Raw genomic sequence first — 20,441 nt, 5'->3', positions numbered from 1 at the left:
ATTTAGCTCGCCATGCTGAGATCACCACTACATCAGATCTAACGCTTCGCGGCAGTTCGTTTGGCTGGGACGGGACGTTTTAAGCGGCTGATCGGAACGAGAGCGCCGGCTTCCGGTGGTGGCGCCTCAGTGAAATGAGAAAACTCTTCGGCGTGACTTTGCAGGTATTCAAAGAAGCGCTCGAACTCGCGCTGCATCGCATCCATCTTCTCGCGCATGTTCAGAATGATTTCGACGCCGGCGAGGTTCACACCGAGGTCGCGAGTTAAAGACAGAATTACATCGAGGCGTTCGAGATCAGTGTCGGTGTAAAGCCGCGTGTTTCCCTCAGAGCGCGAAGGCTTCAACAGCCCTTCACGTTCGTACAGACGCAACGTTTGCGGGTGCAGTTCGAATTGCTCCGCGACGGCGCTGATGGTGTAGGTCTTGGCTCTACGTTTCATGAAAACGTTCTTTGTTCTTGGTACTTTGTACTTGGATCTCTGTTCGCAGTTGATGCTGATTCCGCAAATCGATTGGACCTCTCGTCAAAACATCAAAGAACGAAGTACAAAGCACAAAATACATCTCACTCTAATCCCATCGCCACTCTGGGATTTTCGTCATTCATCTGCGCATATTTGCGCAGCAACTCTTTCGTCTCTTCTGAAATCACCTTCGGCAACACGAGTTGCACTTCAATGAATTGGTCGCCGTGCGCATTTGGATCGCGCAGCGACGGCGCTCCTTTTCCGCGCAGCCGAAACTTTTGGCCTGACTGAGTTCCCGGAGGAATTCGCAACTGTCCCTTGCCGGAAACGGTTGGCACTTCGATCTTTGCGCCGAGCGCGGCCTCCGGGACCGTAATCGGAACCGTTACATAAATGTTGTCGCCCTTTCGGGTGAAGTGTTGGTGACGGCCGACGTTCGTGATGATGAAAAGATCGCCCGGCGGTGCGCCCAGACGACCGCCTGCGCCTTTGCCGGGCACGCGCACGCGCGAACCGGTGTCAACACCGGCGGGAATGCGCACTTTTACCGTTTCACTCTTCGGCAGAGTGCCTCGGCCTTTGCAGAGTCCACAGGGCGGACGCGCTTTCCCGGTGCCACCGCAATCCGGACACTCCTGCGTGAAGCGCAGACGGCCGCCGGCACGTTGTACCTGCCCGGCTCCTTTGCACGTCGCACAAGTAGTTACGGCGCCACCCGTGTCACCCGCGCCGTGGCAGCGCGAACACTGATCCGATCGATTGACAGTAAGATTGGTCGTGAGTCCGGTGATCGCTTCTTCAAAACTGAGCGAGAGCGGCATCTCGATGTCGTTGCCACGCTGAGGTTGCGGCCGGGGTGGCTCGCGTTCCGCTTTCGCGCCGCCGAACAGGTCCGCAAAGATGTCGCGAAAGCTACTGCTCGAGCCGCCGCCGCCGCTGGCCGTGGATCCCCAGTCAAATCCGGAGAAGTCAAAAGGAGGAGCGCCGCGCGTGTAGCTCCCGCCGGGACTGGCGCCGCGCGCCGCCGCGTCGGCGAGATTGTCCGAGTACTGCCCGAAGCGATCGTAAACAGTTTTCTTTTTGGGATCTGAGAGAACATCGAACGCTTCGCTCATCTGTTTGAAGCGTTCCTCGGCGGCTTTGTCGCCCGGGTTGACGTCAGGGTGGTACTTGCGCGCCAGCCGCCGGTACGCCTTCTTAATTTCGTCCGGCTTGGCGTCGCGCTTAACGCCCAGGGTTTTGTAATAATCCTCTTTGGCCACGGTTCATATTTGGAGTGCGCTGGCAAAGCAGAGCGGCGACAGCGCTTTGGATCTCTTAACGACGGGCTTCAGCTTTCAGCAGCCGTGTTTCAGTTCGACAAGTCCAAGTCTCTGTCGAAATCCAAAGCGCCGTCGCCGCGTTCACGGGGTCCCCAGCGTGGCAGCCACGCTGGGGTGATCAATCTGCCGGCGCACTCCAGAAGTTACTTCTTGTCTTCGTCTACGTCCACGTACTCCGCGTCGATCACATTGTCTTCGCCGCCGGTTTGACCGGTGGACGATGCGCCTGCGGCCGATGACTGCTCAGTCGTTTCACCGCCCGGGGTTGAGGACGTCTGCTGATAGAGCGCTTCGGCCATCTTGTGTGAAACCGTCTGCAGCGTATTGAACGCATTGTTCATCCGCTCGACGCCGCCTTCTTCGACGGCCTTCTTCGCATCGGCAATGGCGGTTTCGACTTCGCCGGCGACCGCGCCAACTTTCTCGCGGTTCTCGTTCAGCGTTTTCTCCATCTGATAAACCAGACCATCGAGGCGATTGCGCGATTCGATCTCTTCACGCTTAGTCGCGTCCTCGGTCGAGTGCGATTCCGCGTCGCGCATCATTTTGTCGATTTCGTCTTTACTGAGGCCCGACGAAGCGGTGATCGTGATCTTCTGTTCGCGGCCCGTGCCCATGTCTTTTGCTGACACGTTCACAATGCCGTTCGCGTCAATGTCGAAGGCCACTTCGATTTGCGGCATGCCGCGCGGCGCCGGTGGAATGCCGACCAGGTGGAACTTGCCGAGCGTGCGATTGTCCGTCGCCATCGGGCGTTCACCCTGCAACACGTGAACTTCGACCGACGTCTGGTTGTCAGAAGCCGTCGAGAAGATTTCCGACTTGCGCGTCGGAATGGTGGTGTTGCGCTCAATGAGTTTCGTGGCCACGCCGCCAAGTGTTTCGATGCCGAGGCTGAGGGGAGTCACGTCGAGCAAGAGGATGTCGGTCTTCTCACCCGACAGCACGCCCGCTTGCACCGCGGCGCCCACGGCGACCACTTCATCGGGGTTCACACTGCGATTGGGCTCTTTGCCGAAGAAGCCCTTCACCAATTCCTGTACTTTCGGAATGCGCGTCGAGCCGCCGACCAGAACTACTTCATCGATTTTCTTCGCATCCACGCCGGCATCTTTCAAAGCCTGCTCAACCGGAGGCATCAGCCGCTTGAAGAGTGGTTCGCCTAGCTGCTCGAACCGCGCTCGCGTCAGTTTCATCACCAGGTGTTTCGGTCCGGACTGATCGGCGGTGATGAACGGAAGGTTAATTTCCGTCTCCATCGTGTGCGACAGCTCAATCTTGGCTTTCTCGGCCGTTTCCTTGAGGCGCTGCAAAGCCATCTTGTCTTTGGACAAGTCGATGCCCTGGTCCTTCTTGAACTCGTCAATGATCCAATCGACCAGCGCTTCATCGATGTCGTCGCCGCCCAGGTGGGTGTCGCCGTTCGTGGATTTCACTTCCACGACGCCTTCGCCAACCTCGAGAATCGAGATGTCGAAGGTGCCACCGCCAAAGTCGAACACGGCAATGGTTTCGTCTTTCTTTTTGTCGAGGCCGTAGGCCAGCGCGGCCGCGGTAGGCTCGTTCACGATGCGCATTACTTCCAGTCCGGCGATCTTGCCGGCATCCTTCGTCGCCTGGCGCTGCGCGTCGTTAAAGTAGGCCGGAACGGTAATGACCGCCTTCTCGACCTTCTGGCCGAGATAGTCCTCGGCAGATTGCTTCATTTTCTGAAGGATCATCGCGGAGATTTCCGGCGGACTCCATTCCTTGCCGCCCGCGACAATACGCACATCGCCGCCGGTTCCAGTCCCCTGGACTTTGTAGGGATGCTGCTTGATTTCTTCGGACACCTCGTTGAATTTCCGACCCATGAACCTTTTGATTGAATAAATCGTGTTTTCCGGGTTGGTTACGGCCTGACGCTTGGCGACTTGGCCGACCAGGCGGTTGCCATCTTTGGCGAACGCTACGACTGACGGAGTTGTCCGACCGCCCTCAGAGTTGGTGATAACCGTCGGCTCGCCGCCTTCCATGACTGCGACCACCGAATTAGTCGTTCCTAAGTCAATTCCTATGATCTTGCTCATTTTAAACGCTCCAAAAATTGATTCCGCTTACCAAGAAACGGGGTTAAATGCCTGCCCAATATAATATCTGAGTCCGTTGCTGTCAACTTCAGTTGAGGGTCTGACGTCAAGGTCTAAAAGTCCCAAAAGAACAGAGTTTGGGGGTCGCACGGCTAAGGCCGGTCGTTGAGGCGGCGGGAAACGAAGAAGATGTAGTGGATACCGGAGAGAAGTGCCAGCGCGAACACGGCGGCATAAACCGTTGGGAGATAGTAGCCGGTGCCAATGCGGGTTTGGGCGGAGAGCATGACTACGGCCACGGCCACGATTTGTACGACGGTGCTGATCTTTCCCAGGAGGGAGGGCTCGAACGAGCGGAATCCCGTGACCATGTTGATTGCGGCGGCGCCAATCAGGATAAAGACGTCACGGCTGATGACCGTAATGGTGACCCAAAAGGGGATTGGCAGGTGACTGGGAATGGGGGCGGGATACACGCCTTTCATCGAGAGAACGATGAACGACGCTACCAGCATCAGCTTGTCGGCGATGGGATCCAGAATCCGTCCCAGCGGCGACTGCTGGTCAAACCGGCGGGCGAGCAATCCATCCAAACCGTCAGTTATGCCCGCCAGGACGAATGCCCCCAGGGCCAACATGAACTTTTGATAGAAGAGGAGCGATACGAATACCGGAGTCAATGCCATCCGGAACACGGTCAGCAGATTCGGTACGGTGACGATGCGTGAGGACACAAGAAGCTCAGATCTCAGATTTCAAATTTCAGATTTCACAGTTCAAGATTTCGATTTCAGATCTCAGATTTCAGATTTCCAAAATGCGAATTTCGAGTTGCGGACTGGAGGTGGTCGTAGCATCAATCGTATTCCGGAACCTGAACTAAGTTGTGCTGCGTAGCTCGAGTACTGAAACCTCAGGCGGGCAACCGTAGCGAATCGGCAGCACGACGGTTCCCAAGCCGCGGGTCACGTAAATTTGCGTGTTGCCGCGACGACCCAGTCCCCGCAGCATCCTTCGTCGCGGGCGGCCTGAACGGCTTTTTTCTGATCGCCAGGTGACTTGGCCGCCGTGGGTATGACCACTGAGCACAAGGTCGACAGAAACGCGGGCCGCCCTGCGCAAAATGATTGGATTGTGGGCCAGCAGCAGCTTGAATTCGTCGTCGCTTGAACCGGCCAGGGCCAGCGACAGATCTTCCAGCCCGACCATCGTGTCATCGACACCGGCCAGCCAAAAACTCTCGCCGCGCAGGTCCATGCGCGTTCCTTCATTGATCAGGACGCGAACGCCTTCAGCGCGAAACAAATCCGCTATCAAGGTGGCGTCGGTCCAGTGATCGTGATTCCCCAGCACCGCGTACACGCCGTGGGGCGCCCGCAGTTTCCCAACTACTTCCGCGCAAGGCTCCGCATACATTCGATCCACCGAAATATAATCGCCGGTTAACGCGATCACATCCGGCTGCAGGTCGTTGGCGGCTTTGACGGCGCGCTCAAGATGCCGGGGGTTGACGAGCGGCCCATAGTGGAAATCAGAAAGGTGAACGATTCGGAGTCCGTCCAGCTTTGGCGGCAGCCGCTTCAGCAGAATCTCCTGCCGCTCGATCGAAAGCATGAAAGGCTCAGTGAGCGCATGTTTGGCGGTTTGCGCGAGCACAGTCTTGAGCGTACTCAGCGGGCGCGGTTGCGCCTTGACTGTGCGCCGCACCGGGCGATCGTGTTTCCACCGAATTGAAGTTGGCATGACGGCTTGGGAAAGCGAGCGGATTATAGGTATCCGCTCACACTTTCGCAATGCAAAGCGATTGTTTTGCTTCGATGTTTAGGCGATCGTAATTTCTTTGGACAGATAAACGTCTTGAATCGCATTCAGGAGCTGGACGCCTTCATTCATCGGACGTTGGAATGCTTTACGTCCGGAAATCAGGCCCATGCCGCCGCCGCGTTTGTTGATGACCGCAGTGCGTACAGCTTCGGCCATGTCGCTCTCGCCTTTTGATTCGCCGCCGGAATTGATCAGCCCAACCCGGCCCATGTAGCCGTTCGCGACCTGATAGCGAACCAGATCGATTGGATTATCGGTGGTGAGTTTTTCGTAAACGAGCTTGCTTGTCTTGCCGTACGATTTGCCCAGCTCTTTTTCGACTGCCAGGTAGCCGCCGTTACGTTCGGGCAATTTCTGCTTGACGATGTCGGCTTGAATCGTTACGCCCAGATGGTTCGCCTGGCCGGTGAGATCCGCCGACGAGTGCATGTCGCCCTCGGGAGTTTTGAATTTTGAGTTGCGCAGATAGCACCAGAGAATGCACGCCATGCCAAGTTCGTGGGCCTGCGCGAATGCCTCTGAGACTTCGACGATTTGCCGCGTCGATTCGTCCGAACCGAAATAGATTGTAGCGCCGACAGCGACCGCGCCCAGGTCCCGCGCCTCTTTGATCGTGCCGAACATGATCTGATCGAATTTGTTTGGCAGCGTGAGCAGTTCGTTGTGATTGATCTTAACGATAAATGGAATCTTGTGGGCGTATTTCCGGGCGACGCTGCCCAGCACGCCGTAGGTTGAAGCGACCGCATTGCAACCGCCTTCGATGGCGAGCTTCACAATGTTGTCCGGATCGAAATACTGCGGGTTTGGCGCGAATGAAGCGCCGCCGGAGTGTTCGATGCCTTGATCAACCGGCAGAATCGAAACATAACCGGTGTTGGCCAGACGTCCATTGCTGATTAACGATTGCAACGAACGAAGCACCGCGGGAGAACGATCACTTTCGGACACCACGCGGTCAACGTAATCCGGTCCGGGCAGGTGCAACTGCTCTTTTGGGATCACCGTCGATTTGAAGTCGAGCAGCGTTCTTGCATCGTCCCCGAGCAGTTCTTCAATCCGATCGATTGTTCCCGTGGATCGTTTCATTTCTGTGGCCATACCTGTTCCTCCAGTGACGTCGTCATGCCGCGCATGAACTAAGTTGAATTATTGCGAGTGGCGCGAATTATATCATCTGGAGCGAGCGGAAATGAACACGCGCCAGGTTAATGCTAAACTGACGGCCGAAACGAATCATGAACAACCTGAGCCTGGCCGAGCGGCGCGAGAATGAACCGCTGCCGGCCTATTTACAAATCAAATTCGAGAGCTTGAAAGAGATCATCGCCGGTTTCGAGCGGGTGCTGGTCGCCTTCTCAGGCGGTGTAGACAGTACGCTCGTGGCGCAAGTGGCGGTTGATGTTTTAGGCCGTGACCACGTGCTGGCCGCAATCGCGATTTCGCCGAGTCTGGGTCAGGACGAACAGCGTGACGCACTTCGCATGCTCGGTGAGATAGGAATTTCTCACGTCACGGTCGAAACAAATGAAGTTGAAGACCAGCGTTACGCCGCGAATCCCATCAACCGTTGTTACTTTTGCAAGGAGCATGTTTACGCGGCTTTGACTGACGTCGCGCGGCAGCACGGATTCGAAACTGTAGTTGATGGCTTTAACGCCGAAGACACGAGCGACTTTCGGCCGGGACGCAAGGCCGGCCGCGAACTGGGCGTGCGCAGCCCACTCTGCGAAGTGGGCTTCAATAAAGATGAAATTCGCGAGTTGGCGCGGCGTCTGGGATTAAGCAACTGGGACAAGCCGCAGATGGCTTGCTTGTCCAGCCGAGTCGAATACGGAATTACGATCACGCCCAAGATTTTGTCTCAAGTCGATCGTGCGGAGATGGCCTTGCGCCGGCTTGGGTTTGCCGATCTGCGAGTCCGTCATCACGACAACCTCGCGCGCGTGGAAGTCGAACAGCAAATGATTCCGCGGGCACTTGCGCAGCGCGATGAAATCGTTGCCGCGGTCCGCGCTGTTGGCTACACGGACGTGACCATCGACCTGGCGGGGCTGCGGCACGGCAGCATGAACGAAGGATTCGTTAAGCATGGATAGAGATACTGTTTCAAATCTGCTGGCGGAAGTCGCGAGCGGCAAATTGTCGCCCGGCGAAGCGCTGGAAAAACTGCGCTGGCAGCCGATCGAGCCGATCGGCGACTTTGCCCGGCTGGATCACCATCGCGCGTTGCGTCAAAGCATGCCTGAGTTCGTTTACGGCGAAGGCAAGTCGCCGGAACAACTCGCGGCGATCATGAGCGCGATGGTGGCGCGGACGGGCAGGGCGCTGGCGACGCGGGTCACGACGGCGCACTTCGAAGCCACGCGCGCGTTGCTGCCGGACGTTGTGCATCACGCGAAAGCGCGAATTCTCGTAGTCAACAGTTTTCCGAAGTCGAATGCAGGACGAGCTCTGGTGATCGCGGCAGGAACGTCCGATGTGCCGGTCGCGGAAGAAGCTGCCGAAGTGTTGAAGTTTCTGGGTGACTCAACCCAAACGGTCTACGACGTCGGGGTTGCGGGAATTCATCGTCTGCTTGAGTACGCAAACCATTTGCAGGAAGCCGACGTGGTGATTGTGGTTGCCGGGATGGAAGGCGCGCTGCCCAGCGTCGTGGGCGGACTAATCGACAGTCCGGTGATCGCGGTACCCACCAGCGTCGGGTACGGCGCAAGTTTCCAGGGAATCGCGGCGCTGCTGGGAATGCTGAATAGCTGCGCCACGGGAGTAACGGTCGTCAATATCGACAACGGTTTAGGTGCGGCGACCGCGGCGCATCGTCTACTCACACGCATTCGACAAGCAGATCTCAAGCGCGCCAGAAGAGGATCTCTGCATGAACCCTTCCCCGCAAGCGGAGAGGGGATGGGGGAGGGGTCAAGCCACGGCAACCTCTCCCCTAACCCCTCTCCGCTGGCGGAGAGGGGAAATGAAGAGGAGACAGTCGCTCGATGAGCCGGATTGCTTATCTCGACTGTCCCGCCGGCATTAGCGGCGACATGCTGCTCGGCGCATTGATCGATGTGGGCTGGCCTGAGCAGAAGCTGCGCGAGTTAATCTCGAAGCTAAAACTCGGCGACGTCCAGCTAAAAGTCGATCACGTCAGCAAGCGCGGCCTCGCTGCGACGCAGGTAAGTATTCTCTCTTCACCACATCAACCGCACAGAGGCCTGCACGACCTTTCGTCAATCGTGATGCAGGCGGAATTACCTGAAGCGATTCAGCAGCGCGCGATCTCTGCGCTCAGATTACTGGCGGAAGCTGAAAGCCAGGTGCACGGCGTGCCTGTCGATCGAATTCACTTTCACGAGGTCGGCGCGGTGGACACGATTGTTGACATTGTCGGCGCGCTCGTCGGATTCGAGGAGTTGGGTGTAACCGAAGTTCATTGCAGCGCGCTGCCCTGGTCGCGTGGCACAGTTAAAACCGAACACGGAATTCTTCCCGTGCCTCCTCCGGCCGTCGCCTTGCTGCTGCGGAACATTCCGGTGGTTGGCGCAGACATTGAAGGCGAAACAGTCACGCCAACCGGCGCCACGCTCGCGCGCACACTCGCGAAGCAATTCGGCACGATGCCCGCGATGCGAGTTGCACGCGTGGGCTACGGTGCGGGTCAACGTGACTGGCCGGATCGCCCGAACGTTTTGCGGCTGACAATTGGCGAAAGCGCGGACCTGGAAGCCGGACTTAACGTCGAGCAGTTAGTCGTCCTTTCATGCAACATCGATGACATGAATCCGCAGTTGTACGAGCCGCTGGTGAAGCACTTAAACGATGCTGGCGCGCTCGACGTTTGGTTGACGCCGGTACAGATGAAGAAGAATCGGCCGGCGGTAGTTATCGAAGTGCTCTGCCCGCCGGAAACAGCGCGCGCAATTCGTGAGATGTTATTCCGTCACAGCACGACTCTCGGCGTACGCGAGACCGCGGTCACCCGTCACAGCCTGCCTCGACATGTGGAAACCGTTCAGACCTTCTACGGCGCCATAAGAATGAAAGTGGCCCGGCTGCCGGATGGCTCAGTTAAAGCGTCCCCGGAACACGAGGATTGCGTGGCGCGCGCGGACGAACATGGCGTGAGTGTTAGCGAGGTGTGGTCGGTCGCCATGAAGGCTAAAGCAGCCCACCAAAGTGAATAAGCGAGCGGCTGACAAGCTTGCAAAAAGCCTTGCTCCCCTACCAAGCGTGAGTTACAATCCGCGCTGCATTTCCCGACTGAATAAGACCAGCCAGTGGTCGGACTCTTGTTCCTGACTAAGGTTTTCACAGCCCGAACCAAGAACCAATTCTAGAGAGGTAGTACTGCCTATGAAGTCCCCCTACTTTTTAGCTCTCCGGTTGGCATTCGTGTGTGCACTCAGCCTCACTCCAGCGCTGGGTGGCCCAGGAGATAACGACTGGCGTCCGGTAACTCCGGAAGAGATTGCGATGAAGACCGCTAAGGTTGAGGCCGACGCCGACGCCGAGGCAATCTTTTGGGAAGTCAGGATCGACGATAGCTCTGATGACAATCTGTCGATGCAGCATTACGTGCGCGTCAAAATTTTTACCGAGCGCGGCCGCGAGAAATACAGCAAGTTCGATATCACTTTTTCCAAAGGCATGAAGATTAAGGATATCGCCGCGCGCGTCATTAAACCGGATGGCTCAATCGTCGAGATTGCCAAGCAGGACATTTTCGAGCGCGAGATTGTCAAAGCCAACCGCATGAAAGTGAAAGCGAAATCCTTCGCGATTCCCAGCCTGGAACCGGGTGTCATAGTCGAGTACCGCTACCGGGAAGTGATTAGCGACGCCGGGGCTTCCGGCATGCGCTTGAAATTCCAACGGGACATTCCCGTGCAGAAGCTTGCCTATTACTACAAGCCGTACAACAAGAAGAAGCCGAACTACCAGAATTTCAACTTCACTGACGCCAAATTTATTGAGTCAGAGAAGGGATTCTGGGTCGCCACCCGCGCGGATGTGCCCGCGCTGAAAGAAGAGCCGCACATGCCACCGGACGATCAGATCGTCCCCTGGATACTGCTGCAAACGGTGATTCCCAGTTTCGAGGCCTCGGGGTTTACCTTGACCATTTCGGTTAAAGACCCCGGCAATCCGGTTTTGTACTGGGGTGCAGTCGGGAGAGACAAATCTTTCATGGCGAAGTTCATGAACAAGCCTGACAAAGAAGTGAAGAAAGTAGCGACGGAAGTTGTGGGCGCGGCCCAAACCGATGACGAAAAATTACGCAAGCTGTACGAGTTTTGTCAGGAGCAGATACACAACACCAGTTATGACACTTCACTCACAGATGACCTGCGGAAGAAACTTCCCAAAAATGAGTCGGTGGCGGACGTTCTGAAGCGCAAGAAGGCATCCAGCCAGTTTGTCGATCTTCTATTCGGCGCGATGGCGAGTTCGCTCGGGTATGACGCCCGGATCGCATTCTCTTCCGACCGCAGCGAGATTTTCTTCAAGCCTGAAATGACCAACGAGTCGTTCATTCATCCGGCGGCCATTGCGGTTAAAGTCGGGCAACAATGGCGTTTCTTCAATCCCGGGCTCAAGTTTCTGCCGTATGGAATGCTGGTTTGGTACGAAGAAGATGTCTGGGCCCTGCTGGTGGGCGACGGCGAGTTTGCCTGGACCCAAATTCCTTTGACCGCGCCGGAAAAGTCGCTGGAGCGTCGCACGGCAAAACTTAAGTTGCTGGAAGACGGCACACTTGAAGGTGACGTCAAAATCGAATACACCGGCCATTCGGCATTGACTTACCGTCTCGCAAACTACGAAGAGTCAGATAACAACCGGCAGGAAAATTTGAAGGCTGACATAAAGCGCCGCTTGCCTACCGCTGATGTCTCAGACCTGTCGATCGACAACGTGATGGACGGTAGTAAACCGCTCGTGCATTCGTTTAAAGTGCGGGTGCCGCAGTACGCGCAGAAAACCGGCAAGCGGCTCTTTCTGCAACCAAGCTTTTTTGAATACGGAGAGCCCTCACTATTTTCCAGCGCCACGCGGAAGTACGAAGTCTATTTTCACTATCCGTGGTCGCAGGACGATCAAATTGAGATCGAGCTACCGGCTGGTTACTCGCTCGACAGCGCCGAGCGGCCGGCGCCTTTTGGGGCGCAGAAAGTCACCCAGTACAAAGTCTCGATGGGCGTCACCAAGGACCAAAAGACACTGGTTGTGCGCCGCGAGTTTTTCTTTGGCGGCGGCGGGGCGATCGTGTTTCCCGCGGCCAGCTACACACAAGTCAAATCCTTGTTCGATCTGCTGCACAAGAGCGACGAGCACACGATCACTTTGAAACAAGCGGCGGCGTCCAATTAAGGGCGTAAACAGCTTCACGAAAGTTCGCCCGGATTAGGTAACAAATGCGTCGAACACTCCTGGCCACAATTACACTGATCATCCTCACGGCCTCCACCGCACGTGCCGCCGGCGACGAGGCGCCGGCCTGGTTGCAACAACTGGCGAAGCTGCCGGCGCCCACTTACGAAAAAGATGTGCCCGCAGTTGTCTTGCAGGATGAGGAGCGCGTGACGGTTAGTGAAGACGGGCGCATCACGACTGTGAGTACGTTTGCCATTCGCATCCTGCTGCGCGAAGGGCGTGAGTTTGCCAAGGCCATAGAGTTTTATGAGAACGATGCCGGCAAGGTGCGCGAGTTGAAGGCGTGGCTGATTAGACCGGGCGGGACCGTCAAGAAGTATGGCAACGGCGAAACGATTGACGCGGTCGAAGACCCCAATGACATCTACAACGAATCGCGCATAAAGATGATCAATGGCTCGGATGACGCGGATGCGGGCGCGGTCTTTGGTTACCAATCAACCACTGAAGAGCGATCGATCTTTTCGCACGATGTCTGGGCGTTTCAAAATCGGCTGCCCGTGCTTTCGTCGAGATATGTGCTAACGCTGCCGCAGGGCTGGGTGGCTAAGAACGCTACGTTCAATCACGCGGCGATCACTCCCGTCATTAGCGGCTCAACCTACACTTGGGAACTGGGTAACCTGTCGCCGATCGCCCCGGAACCAAGCAGCCCGCGCGTCTCGAGTCTCGCGCCGCGCATCGCCGTGAGTTTCTATCCACCGGCCGATAAACCTTCTTCCAACTTCAAGACATTCACGACCTGGGCGCAGGTTTCATACTGGCTCAGCGAGTTGCACGATCCACAATCCGCGCCGAACGACGCGCTGGCTGAGAAGGCCCGGCAACTGACGGCAAACCAGAAGACCGAGCTGGACAAGATTAAGGCGATCGGTTCGTACGTGCAGAACATTCGCTACATCGCGATAGCCATAGGCGTGAAACGCGGCGGTGGCATGCGTCCGCGCACGGCGGCCGAGGTTTTCGCGAAGGGCTACGGCGACTGCAAAGACAAAGCGAATCTGATGCGGGCGATGTTAAAGGTGCTGAATATCACTTCGTACCCCGTCGGCATTTATTCCGGCGACCCGGATTATGTACGCGACGAGTGGGCGTCGCCGAATCAATTCAATCATTGCATCATCGCCATCAAAGTCAGCGATGAGACTCAAGCGGCGACCGTGGTGGCGCATCCGACGCTCGGGCGGCTTTTGATGTTCGATGCGACGGACGAAGACACGCGTGTTGGAGATCTTCCGGATCACGAACAGGGAAGTTGGGCATTGATCGTCGCCGGCGAATCGGGATCTTTATTGCGGATGCCGGTCACGCCGGTCGAGAGCAATTTGCTTGAGCGCCGGATCGAAGCGAATCTGACGGCGGACGGGTCGCTCGCGGCGAAGATTCAGGAGCAGGCTAACGGCCGCTGGGCTTCAGGCTATCGCGCGGAGTTCCGTCGTTCCTCGCGTTCCGATTATCAGAAAGTGATCGAGGGCTGGATTAGCGCGGGCGCCACCGCGGCGAAAGTGAACAAACTTGAACCGCGCGACGATGCGGCTGCCGGTCAGTTCAATCTGGACATCGATTTTACCGCGCCGTCATACGGCCAGGTGATGCAGGAGCGGCTGATGATTTTCAAGCCCGCGATTGTCTCGCGCCGCGAATCGCTGGCGTTAACCGAAGCGAAGCGCAAACATCCGGTGGTGCTTACTTCAAATGCCTATTCCGAAACTTTGAGTCTGAAACTGCCGGCGGGATTTGCCGTGGACGAGTTGCCGGATGCAGTGAAACTCGATACGACCTTCGGATCGTATGCGACGAACTACGAAGTCAAAGACGGGCATCTGGTTTTCACGCGCAAGCTGGTGCAAAAAGCAGGCACCATTCCCGTCGAGCAATACGCCGCCGTGCGTACCTTCTTCGAAAAGATTCGCGCGGCCGAACAATCGCCGGTGGTTTTGGCGAAGAAGTAATCGGGTTACTCGGCGCCTGCCGCCATCGCTTCGGCCTGCAATTTCAACTTGAGTGAGGAGCGCCAGACTGCTTCCAGCTCAGCCACCCGCGAGTTCACGTCTTCCTGCTCGCCAACCTTAATTCGCAAACGATCTCCCCCGACAGTACCAAGAATCGTGAGGGGCGAACCGGCATCCTTCGCGATAGCTTCGATTTCACTACGCGCTGATTCGTTAAAGCTGATGATGATGCGTGAAGGAGATTCGCTGAACATCAAAGATGCGGGCAGGACGAGCACCCGAGCGGGGCTGCCCCGCTGGGGACCCCGCTTGCCCGCGCTCCCAGCAGACTCCAGACTAATCTCAGCGCCAATCGCATCTCGATTCAGTGAAGAGAAGCAGCTTTCCGCGAGTGCCACCGCTAAACCGCCTTCGGAGCAATCATGGGCGGAACGAAGCAGACCGGCTTCGGCGGCCCGCAGGCAAGCGGCTTGCACGGCGAGTTCGCGTTGCAGGTCGATCGCCGGAACCTCTCCTTCGTCCTCTGTTACTCCGAGCAGCGCGATCACATCGCCTTCCTTTTTAAAGCCGGGCTGAATCACACGCTTCACGTCTTCGATGAGCCCAAGCATCCCGATTACCGGGGTCGGCAAAACGCCGCGACCTTCAGTCTCGTTATAAAACGAGACGTTGCCGGACACGACCGGCGTGTCGAATGCGCGACACGCTTCGGCGATTCCATCGATGACTTCGGAGAACGACCACATAACTTCAGGCCGTTCCGGCGAAGCGAAGTTGAGACAATTGGTCACCGCTATCGGTTTGGCGCCGACACAGACCACGTTGCGCGCGGCTTCGGCAACCGCGAGCTTCGCGCCCTCACGCGGATTCGCGGCGCAGTAACGACCGTTTCCGTCGAGGGCAATCGCCAGAGCCTTGCGCGTTTCTTTGATCCGCACTACGGCTGCATCCGCCCCGGGAAGCACGACCGTGTTAGTCCGCACCATGTGATCGTACTGGCGATAGACCCATTCTTTTGAGGCGAGATTTGGTGAACTAAGAAGCTCAAGAAGTTTCGGGTTTCGAGTTTCGAGTTTCGAGTTTATCTCTCCCGCACCATCCGTTCCTTTGGTGGTTGCCGAATCCGTCCCGAGGTGCGAACTCGAAACTCGAAACTCGGAACCCGAAACTTCAGTTTTCGGAGCGCGCATTTCGCGCTCATAAATCGGCGCTTCATCCGTCAAAGCCAGTACCGGCACATCACAAACGACTTCGCCCTCATGCTTGACGCGCATGCGGCCATCGTCGTGCACGTGACCGATGACCACCGCATCCAGGTCCCACTTCGCGAAAATCTCGACAACCTCTTTTGAACGGCCTTTGTGAGCAACGATCAGCATGCGCTCCTGCGATTCAGACAGAAGCATCTCGTAAGCCGTCATGCCCGTTTCGCGTTGCGGGACTAATGATAAATCGATCTCGATACCAGTACCGGCGCGGGCGGCCATCTCGCACGTCGAGCAGGTCAGGCCCGCCGCGCCCATGTCCTGAATGCCGGCTATCGCGCCGCTGCGCATCGCTTCGAGACAAGCTTCCAGCAGGAGCTTTTCCAGAAAGGGATCGCCGACCTGAACCGTCGGACGTTTTTCCAAGGCCTCTTCATCAAACTCCGCGGAAGCCATGGTCGCGCCGTGAATTCCATCGCGGCCGGTTTTCGCGCCCACATACAGCACCGGGTTACCAACGCCAGTTGCCTTGCCGAAGAAGATTTGATCTTTCCGCACCAGGCCAAGCGCGAACGCATTCACGAGCGGATTCAGCGCATAAGCATCATCGAATGCGACTTCGCCGCCAATTGTCGGAACGCCGAACGCGTTGCCGTAATGCGCAATCCCCGCCACCACGCCGGCGAGCAGGGAACGATTGCGTTGTCCGTTCTTTGGATCATCGAGCGAGCCAAACCGCAGACTGTTTAGGGCGGCGATCGGCCGGGCGCCCATTGTGAAGATATCGCGCAGGATTCCGCCGACGCCGGTGGCGGCCCCCTGAAACGGCTCGATGAACGAAGGGTGATTGTGCGATTCGATCTTGAAAGCGGCGCACCAGCCGTCGCCGACATCGACCACGCCGGCGTTTTCGCCCGGCGGCACGATGACGCGCTCGCCTTGCGTCGGCAAACGCTTGAGATGAATCCGCGAAGACTTATACGAACAGTGCTCAGACCACATGACTGAGAAGACGCCGAGCTCAACCAGGTTCGGCTCGCGCCCGAGCAGTTCTTGTATACGCGTGAATTCTTCGAGAGTTAGATTGTGCGTGGAAAGAATTTCAGGAGTTATCATTCGCTGTTTCAGGTTTCAAGTTACAAGTTTCAAGTTTGCAACCCACCCAACTTGAAACCTGAAACTTTAAACTTGAAACTGTCGCTTATTACTTACGGCTCATTTCCTTGTCGATTGCCGCACGCAACTCGTCCGGCTTGATCTTGCCAAAATGGCGGAAGACGACCTTTCCGTCTTTGTCGTAAAGAAACGTCGCCGGCAACTGGCCGTCCCAGGCTGGGTCCACTGATTTAATCGCCGGTTCGGGATCGTTGACGTTCAGCAACACGGTCAACATCGTTGCCTTCACCTGTTTCAGAAACTTCGGCACTTCTGTGCCGATCTCCGAAACGTCATCAAGCGAAACCGTTACGAAGTTCAGGTTCTTAGCCCCGTAGTCCGCGTCAATCTTTACGAGATCGGGAAATTCTTCACGGCACGGGTCGCACCATGTCGCCCAGAAGTTCACCAACAGCGGCCGCGCGTCCTTTGCATCGCGTTGCAGCAACTTCTTCAGACCCTCGAGATCGATTTCTTTAATCTCGGCTGTGGGAACGCGCAATTTGTAGTTTGGCAATCCTAGCGAGCCACGATATTTCCCCCTGTAGTACTGAGCGCATTGTGGTTCAGACTCCGGACAAAAACACGGTTCGTTCCAGACTGCTGGTGGCAGGATATCGGCGAATCTGGGGATGATGAGTAGATCAAACGCGGCGCGCTTCTCCGGAAGTCTGACGGACGAAGGCGCTGTGAAAGTCTGCCCGTACGTGGGCAGCATCCACAGCGCCATGATGATGAGCAGTTTCGAAAGACGCATGCGTGTACCGCAACGTTACTTGCGGTTCTTTCTAAAAAGCGGAACGCAAGTTAACAACTTGCGTGATCACAACCAATTACGCGGCTCGCTTAATCGTGCATCCGAACGCTGCGCCGCCCGTCTTGGTGACTGCTTTGCCGGCGGACAGTTCATCGAGCGCGTCGCGCAGATCGTTGGAAGTGATGGCTTCCACCTTCTGCGAGTTGTCGATGCGGCCGTGGTAGACGAGCTTCATGTTGGCGTCGAGCACATAGGCTTCCGGCGTGCGTGTCGCGCCCCAGCGATCGGCAATCTTGTTGCCTTCGTCTTTAAGGATCGGAAACGTCAGGCCGCGTTCAGCCGCGTGCGACTTAACCTCGGCGGCATTTTCCGTGTTGTTGGAATTGATGCCGATGACGTTAATGCCCTTGGCTTTGTAATCCTGCGCGAGCTTCTCCATGCGCTCGTTGTAGTTGTTCGACACCGGACATTTCGTCGCGACGAACAGAATTACTGTGCCCTTTGCCCCCATAAGCGACTTGAGCGAATGCTCTTTGCCGCTCGCATCCGGCAGTTTGAAATCGTCAATGACGGTTCCAATCGCCGGCGGCGCGGGCACATCGGCAACCGGCCTGCCGATGCTGGTAACAGCGGCGAGCACAATAACCAGAAGAGAAGCGAGGATGAGATAAACCGTAAAATGCTTCTTCATGCGAACTCCTTTTGGACGGGTGAATTGAACTTCAAAGATTAACAGCGTGAGTTAGACGTGGCAAGCGGCCACTTAGTTTACAGCGCGTGCGCGTCTCTTCAGCAAGGGCGGGAGGAAAACGATGGCCGTGAGGGCCGTCGTCACTGCCGCCGACAAAAGGCAGTATTGACAGAAATGCCGGATGACGAAGGCTTGCAGATAGAGCAGCCAGAGCGTCGTCAGAAACATAAGCGCGACGACAATTTTCAGAAAGGGAAGCGCGAACCGATAGTCGAAGGCAGCCAGCGTTGCCAGACTGAAGACCGTGAAATAAGCGGCGGCGCCAATCGCCGCTAACGGAACAGGTCCCACCTGGGCATACGAACTGCTAAGAACTTCGGAACAGCCTGAGATGATTGTGCACCGCAGACTTTCGCCGGTGATGTGCTGCACGGTCAAATAAATGGAATCACCCAAGCCGACGAGCGCCAGAAGTGCCGAGATGATGTACGTCCAGGAGATGCGGGTAGCGGCGTCCGGCGATGGCTTCATTGATTTGGAGTGCGCCGGCTTGAATGGCGCTTTTCTCAACCCGACGCTCAGAAAAAGCGGCGTCAAGCCGCCGCACTCCAAAGGGAGAGGGAGCACGAAGCTTAACGTCCCGCCAGCGCTTCGTTAATCATCGCGCGCAAGCCGTCAGGCTTCCACGACTCGCCCTTGGCTTCTTTGCCGTTGACGAAAAAAGTTGGCGTCCCCTGTACGCCCACGGCCCGGCCGCGAATTCCGTCCTGAGTCAGACGCTGCGCTACCACCTCGCCGTTAAAGTCGCGCATAAAACGATCAGCATTGAGGCCGATCTGTTTCGCGTAATCCACAAACATCGCCACGGCGGCGTCTTTGTCTCTTGCTTCTGTCCACGCCTTTTGATTTTCGAAGAGTTTGTCGTGCATCAGCCAGAAATGGTTTTCACTCTGCACGCCGGCGGCCTCAGCGGCCTGAGCCGAAATGATCGAATACGGGTGATTTGGATAGAGAGGGTTCTCGCGAAAGATGACGCGGAGTCGATCGCCGAATTCGGCCTCAATCTTTTTTAGTTCGTGATGGTAGGCGCCGCACGCTCCGCACTGAAAATCGGCGAACTCTTCGAGCGTGACGGGTGCATTCGGGTTGCCGCGGATGTGCGCCGGCTTTGCGCCTTCAGGCAAAGATCCCGGCGCTGGCGTGGGGCCGCCCGCAGGACCGGACGGCGGCGCGGGCCGTGACAGACGCCACACGGCCAGCAGTCCACCAATCAGGACGAGGAGAATAAGTACGAAAGGGACGACTCGTTTCATTAAGAGATTCAAGCCATCGCTCGCGATTGCCGGAGCGACTTACTGGACTTCGTAGTAGATTGTCCGGTCAAGGTTGCCGTTGATGTAGACGGCCACCCGGTAACGGCCCTTCGGCCAATCCTGAGACCAACGCAAGTAACCGGGAATCTTCTTGTCGAATGCTTTCGTTGTGTATTCGAGGGTCTTCAGCTCTTTGTTGGTGGCACCCTCGACCTCGTCTGCGAACCAAACAACCCTCACGTCAGTGCCGGCTTTCGCTTTGTTGAGACTGATGACGACGTGCACCGTGCGGTCCGACGGCGCAAAAGTTGAAGTTGCCGCGCCGTCTTCTGACTTGGCGGCGAACACTTCGTCCGTATAGACCTCGGCGTTGGCCGGCCGGTCCGAGCCGCTGTTGATGTTGACGTTGACGTTGCTGTTCTTGTTCTTCGAGAGATTGCAGGCCAGCACTACGAAAAGAAGCAAGCCCAGGGCGATCCAGGCGGAATGACGTTTCATTTCAAAAAGTCCCTTTCTTCGCGTTAGTCACGAAGGAGTTTGCTTAAGCTGCGATCGCGGTAACGGCGCCAACCAAAGAATGGAAAATTGCGCGCCCGTCGCTTGATCCGAGCGCGTCTTCGCACGCCCGCTCAGGGTGCGGCATCAAACCCATAACGTTGCGACCGCGACTACAGATGCCGGCAATGTTATCACGCGAACCGTTGATGTTTGCTTCGGGCGAAACTCTCCCGTCGCGATCGCTGTAGCGAAAGATAACTCGATTATCGCGCGTTAACTCTTCAAAGGTCGCGTCGTCGCAGACGTAGTTGCCCTCGGCGTGCGCCACGGGCATCTTCAACACTTGTCCGCGTCTCAGTTCGTGCGTAAACGGCGTGTCGGTGCTTTCCACGCGCACGTTCACGTGCTCGCACACAAAATGCAGTTCGCGATTGCGAATCAAAGCGCCGGGCAGTAGTCCCGCCTCGCACAGAATCTGAAAGCCGTTACAAATACCCAACACCAGTTTGTCCTGGGCCGCGAATTTTTTCACCGAGGCCATAACCGGCGAGAAGCTCGCCAGCGCCCCGGCGCGCAGATAGTCGCCGTAAGAAAAGCCGCCAGGAATGATGAGCGCGTCGTAGGAAGAGAGGTCAGTCTCGCGATGCCAGATGAAGTCGACGGGCTGGCCGACGTGTTTTGAGATGACGTGATAAGCGTCGTGATCGCAATTTGAACCGGGAAAAACTATGACACCGAATTTCATTTTTAGTACTG

General features: G+C 56.8%; 18 protein-coding genes. 5 read left to right on the top strand and 13 right to left on the bottom strand.

Translation table 11 applies throughout. From position 1 onward, the window contains the following. Positions 1-38: 38 nt before the first annotated feature. The 6 genes from VFX97_13190 to VFX97_13165 form a co-directional block, all read right to left on the bottom strand. Entirely contained in the window at positions 39-443 is a 405-nt protein-coding gene (locus tag VFX97_13190; protein ID HEX5704151.1) for a helix-turn-helix transcriptional regulator, read from the bottom strand. Positions 444-568: 125 nt separating this feature from the next. After that, positions 569-1,732 carry a molecular chaperone DnaJ gene (gene dnaJ, locus VFX97_13185; protein ID HEX5704150.1) on the bottom strand — a complete coding sequence of 388 codons (1,164 nt, stop codon included), beginning with the start codon at positions 1,730-1,732 and terminating at the stop codon, positions 569-571. 203 nt (positions 1,733-1,935) lie between these two features. Next, complete coding sequence (dnaK, locus tag VFX97_13180; GenBank protein HEX5704149.1) at positions 1,936-3,861, bottom strand: molecular chaperone DnaK; 1,926 nt, start codon at positions 3,859-3,861, stop codon at positions 1,936-1,938. A gap of 152 nt (positions 3,862-4,013) precedes the next feature. After that, the gene (locus VFX97_13175; protein HEX5704148.1) at positions 4,014-4,595 is read right to left on the bottom strand and encodes a CDP-alcohol phosphatidyltransferase family protein; all 582 of its coding nucleotides are present in this window, start codon (positions 4,593-4,595) and stop codon (positions 4,014-4,016) included. Positions 4,596-4,740: 145 nt separating this feature from the next. Continuing rightward, entirely contained in the window at positions 4,741-5,604 is an 864-nt protein-coding gene (locus VFX97_13170; GenBank protein ID HEX5704147.1) for a metallophosphoesterase, read from the bottom strand. Between the two features lie 78 nt (positions 5,605-5,682). After that, positions 5,683-6,774, bottom strand: coding sequence for a class I fructose-bisphosphate aldolase (locus VFX97_13165; GenBank protein HEX5704146.1), 1,092 nt, complete (start codon positions 6,772-6,774; stop codon positions 5,683-5,685). A gap of 149 nt (positions 6,775-6,923) precedes the next feature. Here VFX97_13165 and larE point away from each other — a divergent pair, with 149 nt between their 5' ends. From larE to VFX97_13140, 5 genes are all read left to right on the top strand, one after another. Beyond that, positions 6,924-7,784, top strand: coding sequence for an ATP-dependent sacrificial sulfur transferase LarE (gene larE / locus VFX97_13160; GenBank protein HEX5704145.1), 861 nt, complete (start codon positions 6,924-6,926; stop codon positions 7,782-7,784). Next, positions 7,777-8,682 (top strand): nickel pincer cofactor biosynthesis protein LarB, encoded by a 906-nt coding sequence (gene larB / locus VFX97_13155; GenBank protein HEX5704144.1) that lies wholly within the window; start codon positions 7,777-7,779, stop codon positions 8,680-8,682. The genes larE and larB overlap by 8 nt, the downstream gene beginning before the upstream one ends. Then, positions 8,679-9,866, top strand: a complete 1,188-nt coding sequence (gene larC, locus VFX97_13150) for a nickel pincer cofactor biosynthesis protein LarC (GenBank protein ID HEX5704143.1) — start codon at positions 8,679-8,681, stop codon at positions 9,864-9,866. Before larB ends, larC begins: the two co-directional genes overlap by 4 nt. A gap of 289 nt (positions 9,867-10,155) precedes the next feature. After that, positions 10,156-12,051 (top strand): DUF3857 domain-containing protein, encoded by a 1,896-nt coding sequence (locus VFX97_13145; GenBank protein HEX5704142.1) that lies wholly within the window; start codon positions 10,156-10,158, stop codon positions 12,049-12,051. Between the two features lie 44 nt (positions 12,052-12,095). Further along, positions 12,096-14,066 carry a DUF3857 domain-containing protein gene (locus VFX97_13140; GenBank protein ID HEX5704141.1) on the top strand — a complete coding sequence of 657 codons (1,971 nt, stop codon included), beginning with the start codon at positions 12,096-12,098 and terminating at the stop codon, positions 14,064-14,066. A gap of 5 nt (positions 14,067-14,071) precedes the next feature. Here the strand turns inward: VFX97_13140 and purL are convergent, their stop codons facing one another. From purL to purQ, 7 genes are all read right to left on the bottom strand, one after another. Continuing rightward, positions 14,072-16,387, bottom strand: a complete 2,316-nt coding sequence (gene purL / locus VFX97_13135; GenBank protein ID HEX5704140.1) for a phosphoribosylformylglycinamidine synthase subunit PurL — start codon at positions 16,385-16,387, stop codon at positions 14,072-14,074. Positions 16,388-16,475: 88 nt separating this feature from the next. Continuing rightward, a complete protein-coding gene (locus VFX97_13130; GenBank protein HEX5704139.1) occupies positions 16,476-17,183 on the bottom strand; it encodes a TlpA disulfide reductase family protein in 708 nt (235 codons plus the stop codon). Between the two features lie 76 nt (positions 17,184-17,259). Next, entirely contained in the window at positions 17,260-17,874 is a 615-nt protein-coding gene (locus VFX97_13125) for a thioredoxin family protein (protein HEX5704138.1), read from the bottom strand. Positions 17,875-17,946: 72 nt separating this feature from the next. After that, positions 17,947-18,405 (bottom strand): vitamin K epoxide reductase family protein, encoded by a 459-nt coding sequence (locus VFX97_13120; GenBank protein ID HEX5704137.1) that lies wholly within the window; start codon positions 18,403-18,405, stop codon positions 17,947-17,949. 101 nt (positions 18,406-18,506) lie between these two features. Further along, complete coding sequence (locus tag VFX97_13115) at positions 18,507-19,187, bottom strand: thioredoxin domain-containing protein (GenBank protein ID HEX5704136.1); 681 nt, start codon at positions 19,185-19,187, stop codon at positions 18,507-18,509. 39 nt (positions 19,188-19,226) lie between these two features. Next, positions 19,227-19,685 (bottom strand): hypothetical protein, encoded by a 459-nt coding sequence (locus VFX97_13110; GenBank protein HEX5704135.1) that lies wholly within the window; start codon positions 19,683-19,685, stop codon positions 19,227-19,229. 43 nt (positions 19,686-19,728) lie between these two features. After that, positions 19,729-20,430, bottom strand: a complete 702-nt coding sequence (gene purQ / locus VFX97_13105; GenBank protein HEX5704134.1) for a phosphoribosylformylglycinamidine synthase subunit PurQ — start codon at positions 20,428-20,430, stop codon at positions 19,729-19,731. Between the last annotated feature and the right edge of the window lie 11 nt (positions 20,431-20,441).

Source organism: Pyrinomonadaceae bacterium, assembly GCA_036277115.1.
Classification (GTDB): domain Bacteria; phylum Acidobacteriota; class Blastocatellia; order Pyrinomonadales; family Pyrinomonadaceae; genus UBA11740.
Note: the sequence above shows the minus strand (reverse complement) of the source record. Positions and strands in the feature narration are given on the sequence as shown.

Coding starts and splice junctions, on each gene's coding strand:
- larB (HEX5704144.1), top strand. CDS start 7,777: ATGGATAGAGATACTGTTTCAAATCTGCTGGCGGAAGTCGCGAGCGGC.
- larE (HEX5704145.1), top strand. CDS start 6,924: ATGAACAACCTGAGCCTGGCCGAGCGGCGCGAGAATGAACCGCTGCCG.
- VFX97_13190 (HEX5704151.1), bottom strand. CDS start 443: ATGAAACGTAGAGCCAAGACCTACACCATCAGCGCCGTCGCGGAGCAA.
- dnaK (HEX5704149.1), bottom strand. CDS start 3,861: ATGAGCAAGATCATAGGAATTGACTTAGGAACGACTAATTCGGTGGTC.
- VFX97_13130 (HEX5704139.1), bottom strand. CDS start 17,183: ATGCGTCTTTCGAAACTGCTCATCATCATGGCGCTGTGGATGCTGCCC.
- VFX97_13110 (HEX5704135.1), bottom strand. CDS start 19,685: ATGAAACGTCATTCCGCCTGGATCGCCCTGGGCTTGCTTCTTTTCGTA.
- VFX97_13165 (HEX5704146.1), bottom strand. CDS start 6,774: ATGAAACGATCCACGGGAACAATCGATCGGATTGAAGAACTGCTCGGG.
- larC (HEX5704143.1), top strand. CDS start 8,679: ATGAGCCGGATTGCTTATCTCGACTGTCCCGCCGGCATTAGCGGCGAC.
- VFX97_13145 (HEX5704142.1), top strand. CDS start 10,156: ATGAAGACCGCTAAGGTTGAGGCCGACGCCGACGCCGAGGCAATCTTT.
- VFX97_13115 (HEX5704136.1), bottom strand. CDS start 19,187: ATGAAACGAGTCGTCCCTTTCGTACTTATTCTCCTCGTCCTGATTGGT.
- VFX97_13170 (HEX5704147.1), bottom strand. CDS start 5,604: ATGCCAACTTCAATTCGGTGGAAACACGATCGCCCGGTGCGGCGCACA.
- VFX97_13120 (HEX5704137.1), bottom strand. CDS start 18,405: ATGAAGCCATCGCCGGACGCCGCTACCCGCATCTCCTGGACGTACATC.
- purQ (HEX5704134.1), bottom strand. CDS start 20,430: ATGAAATTCGGTGTCATAGTTTTTCCCGGTTCAAATTGCGATCACGAC.
- VFX97_13140 (HEX5704141.1), top strand. CDS start 12,096: ATGCGTCGAACACTCCTGGCCACAATTACACTGATCATCCTCACGGCC.
- VFX97_13125 (HEX5704138.1), bottom strand. CDS start 17,874: ATGAAGAAGCATTTTACGGTTTATCTCATCCTCGCTTCTCTTCTGGTT.
- purL (HEX5704140.1), bottom strand. CDS start 16,387: ATGATAACTCCTGAAATTCTTTCCACGCACAATCTAACTCTCGAAGAA.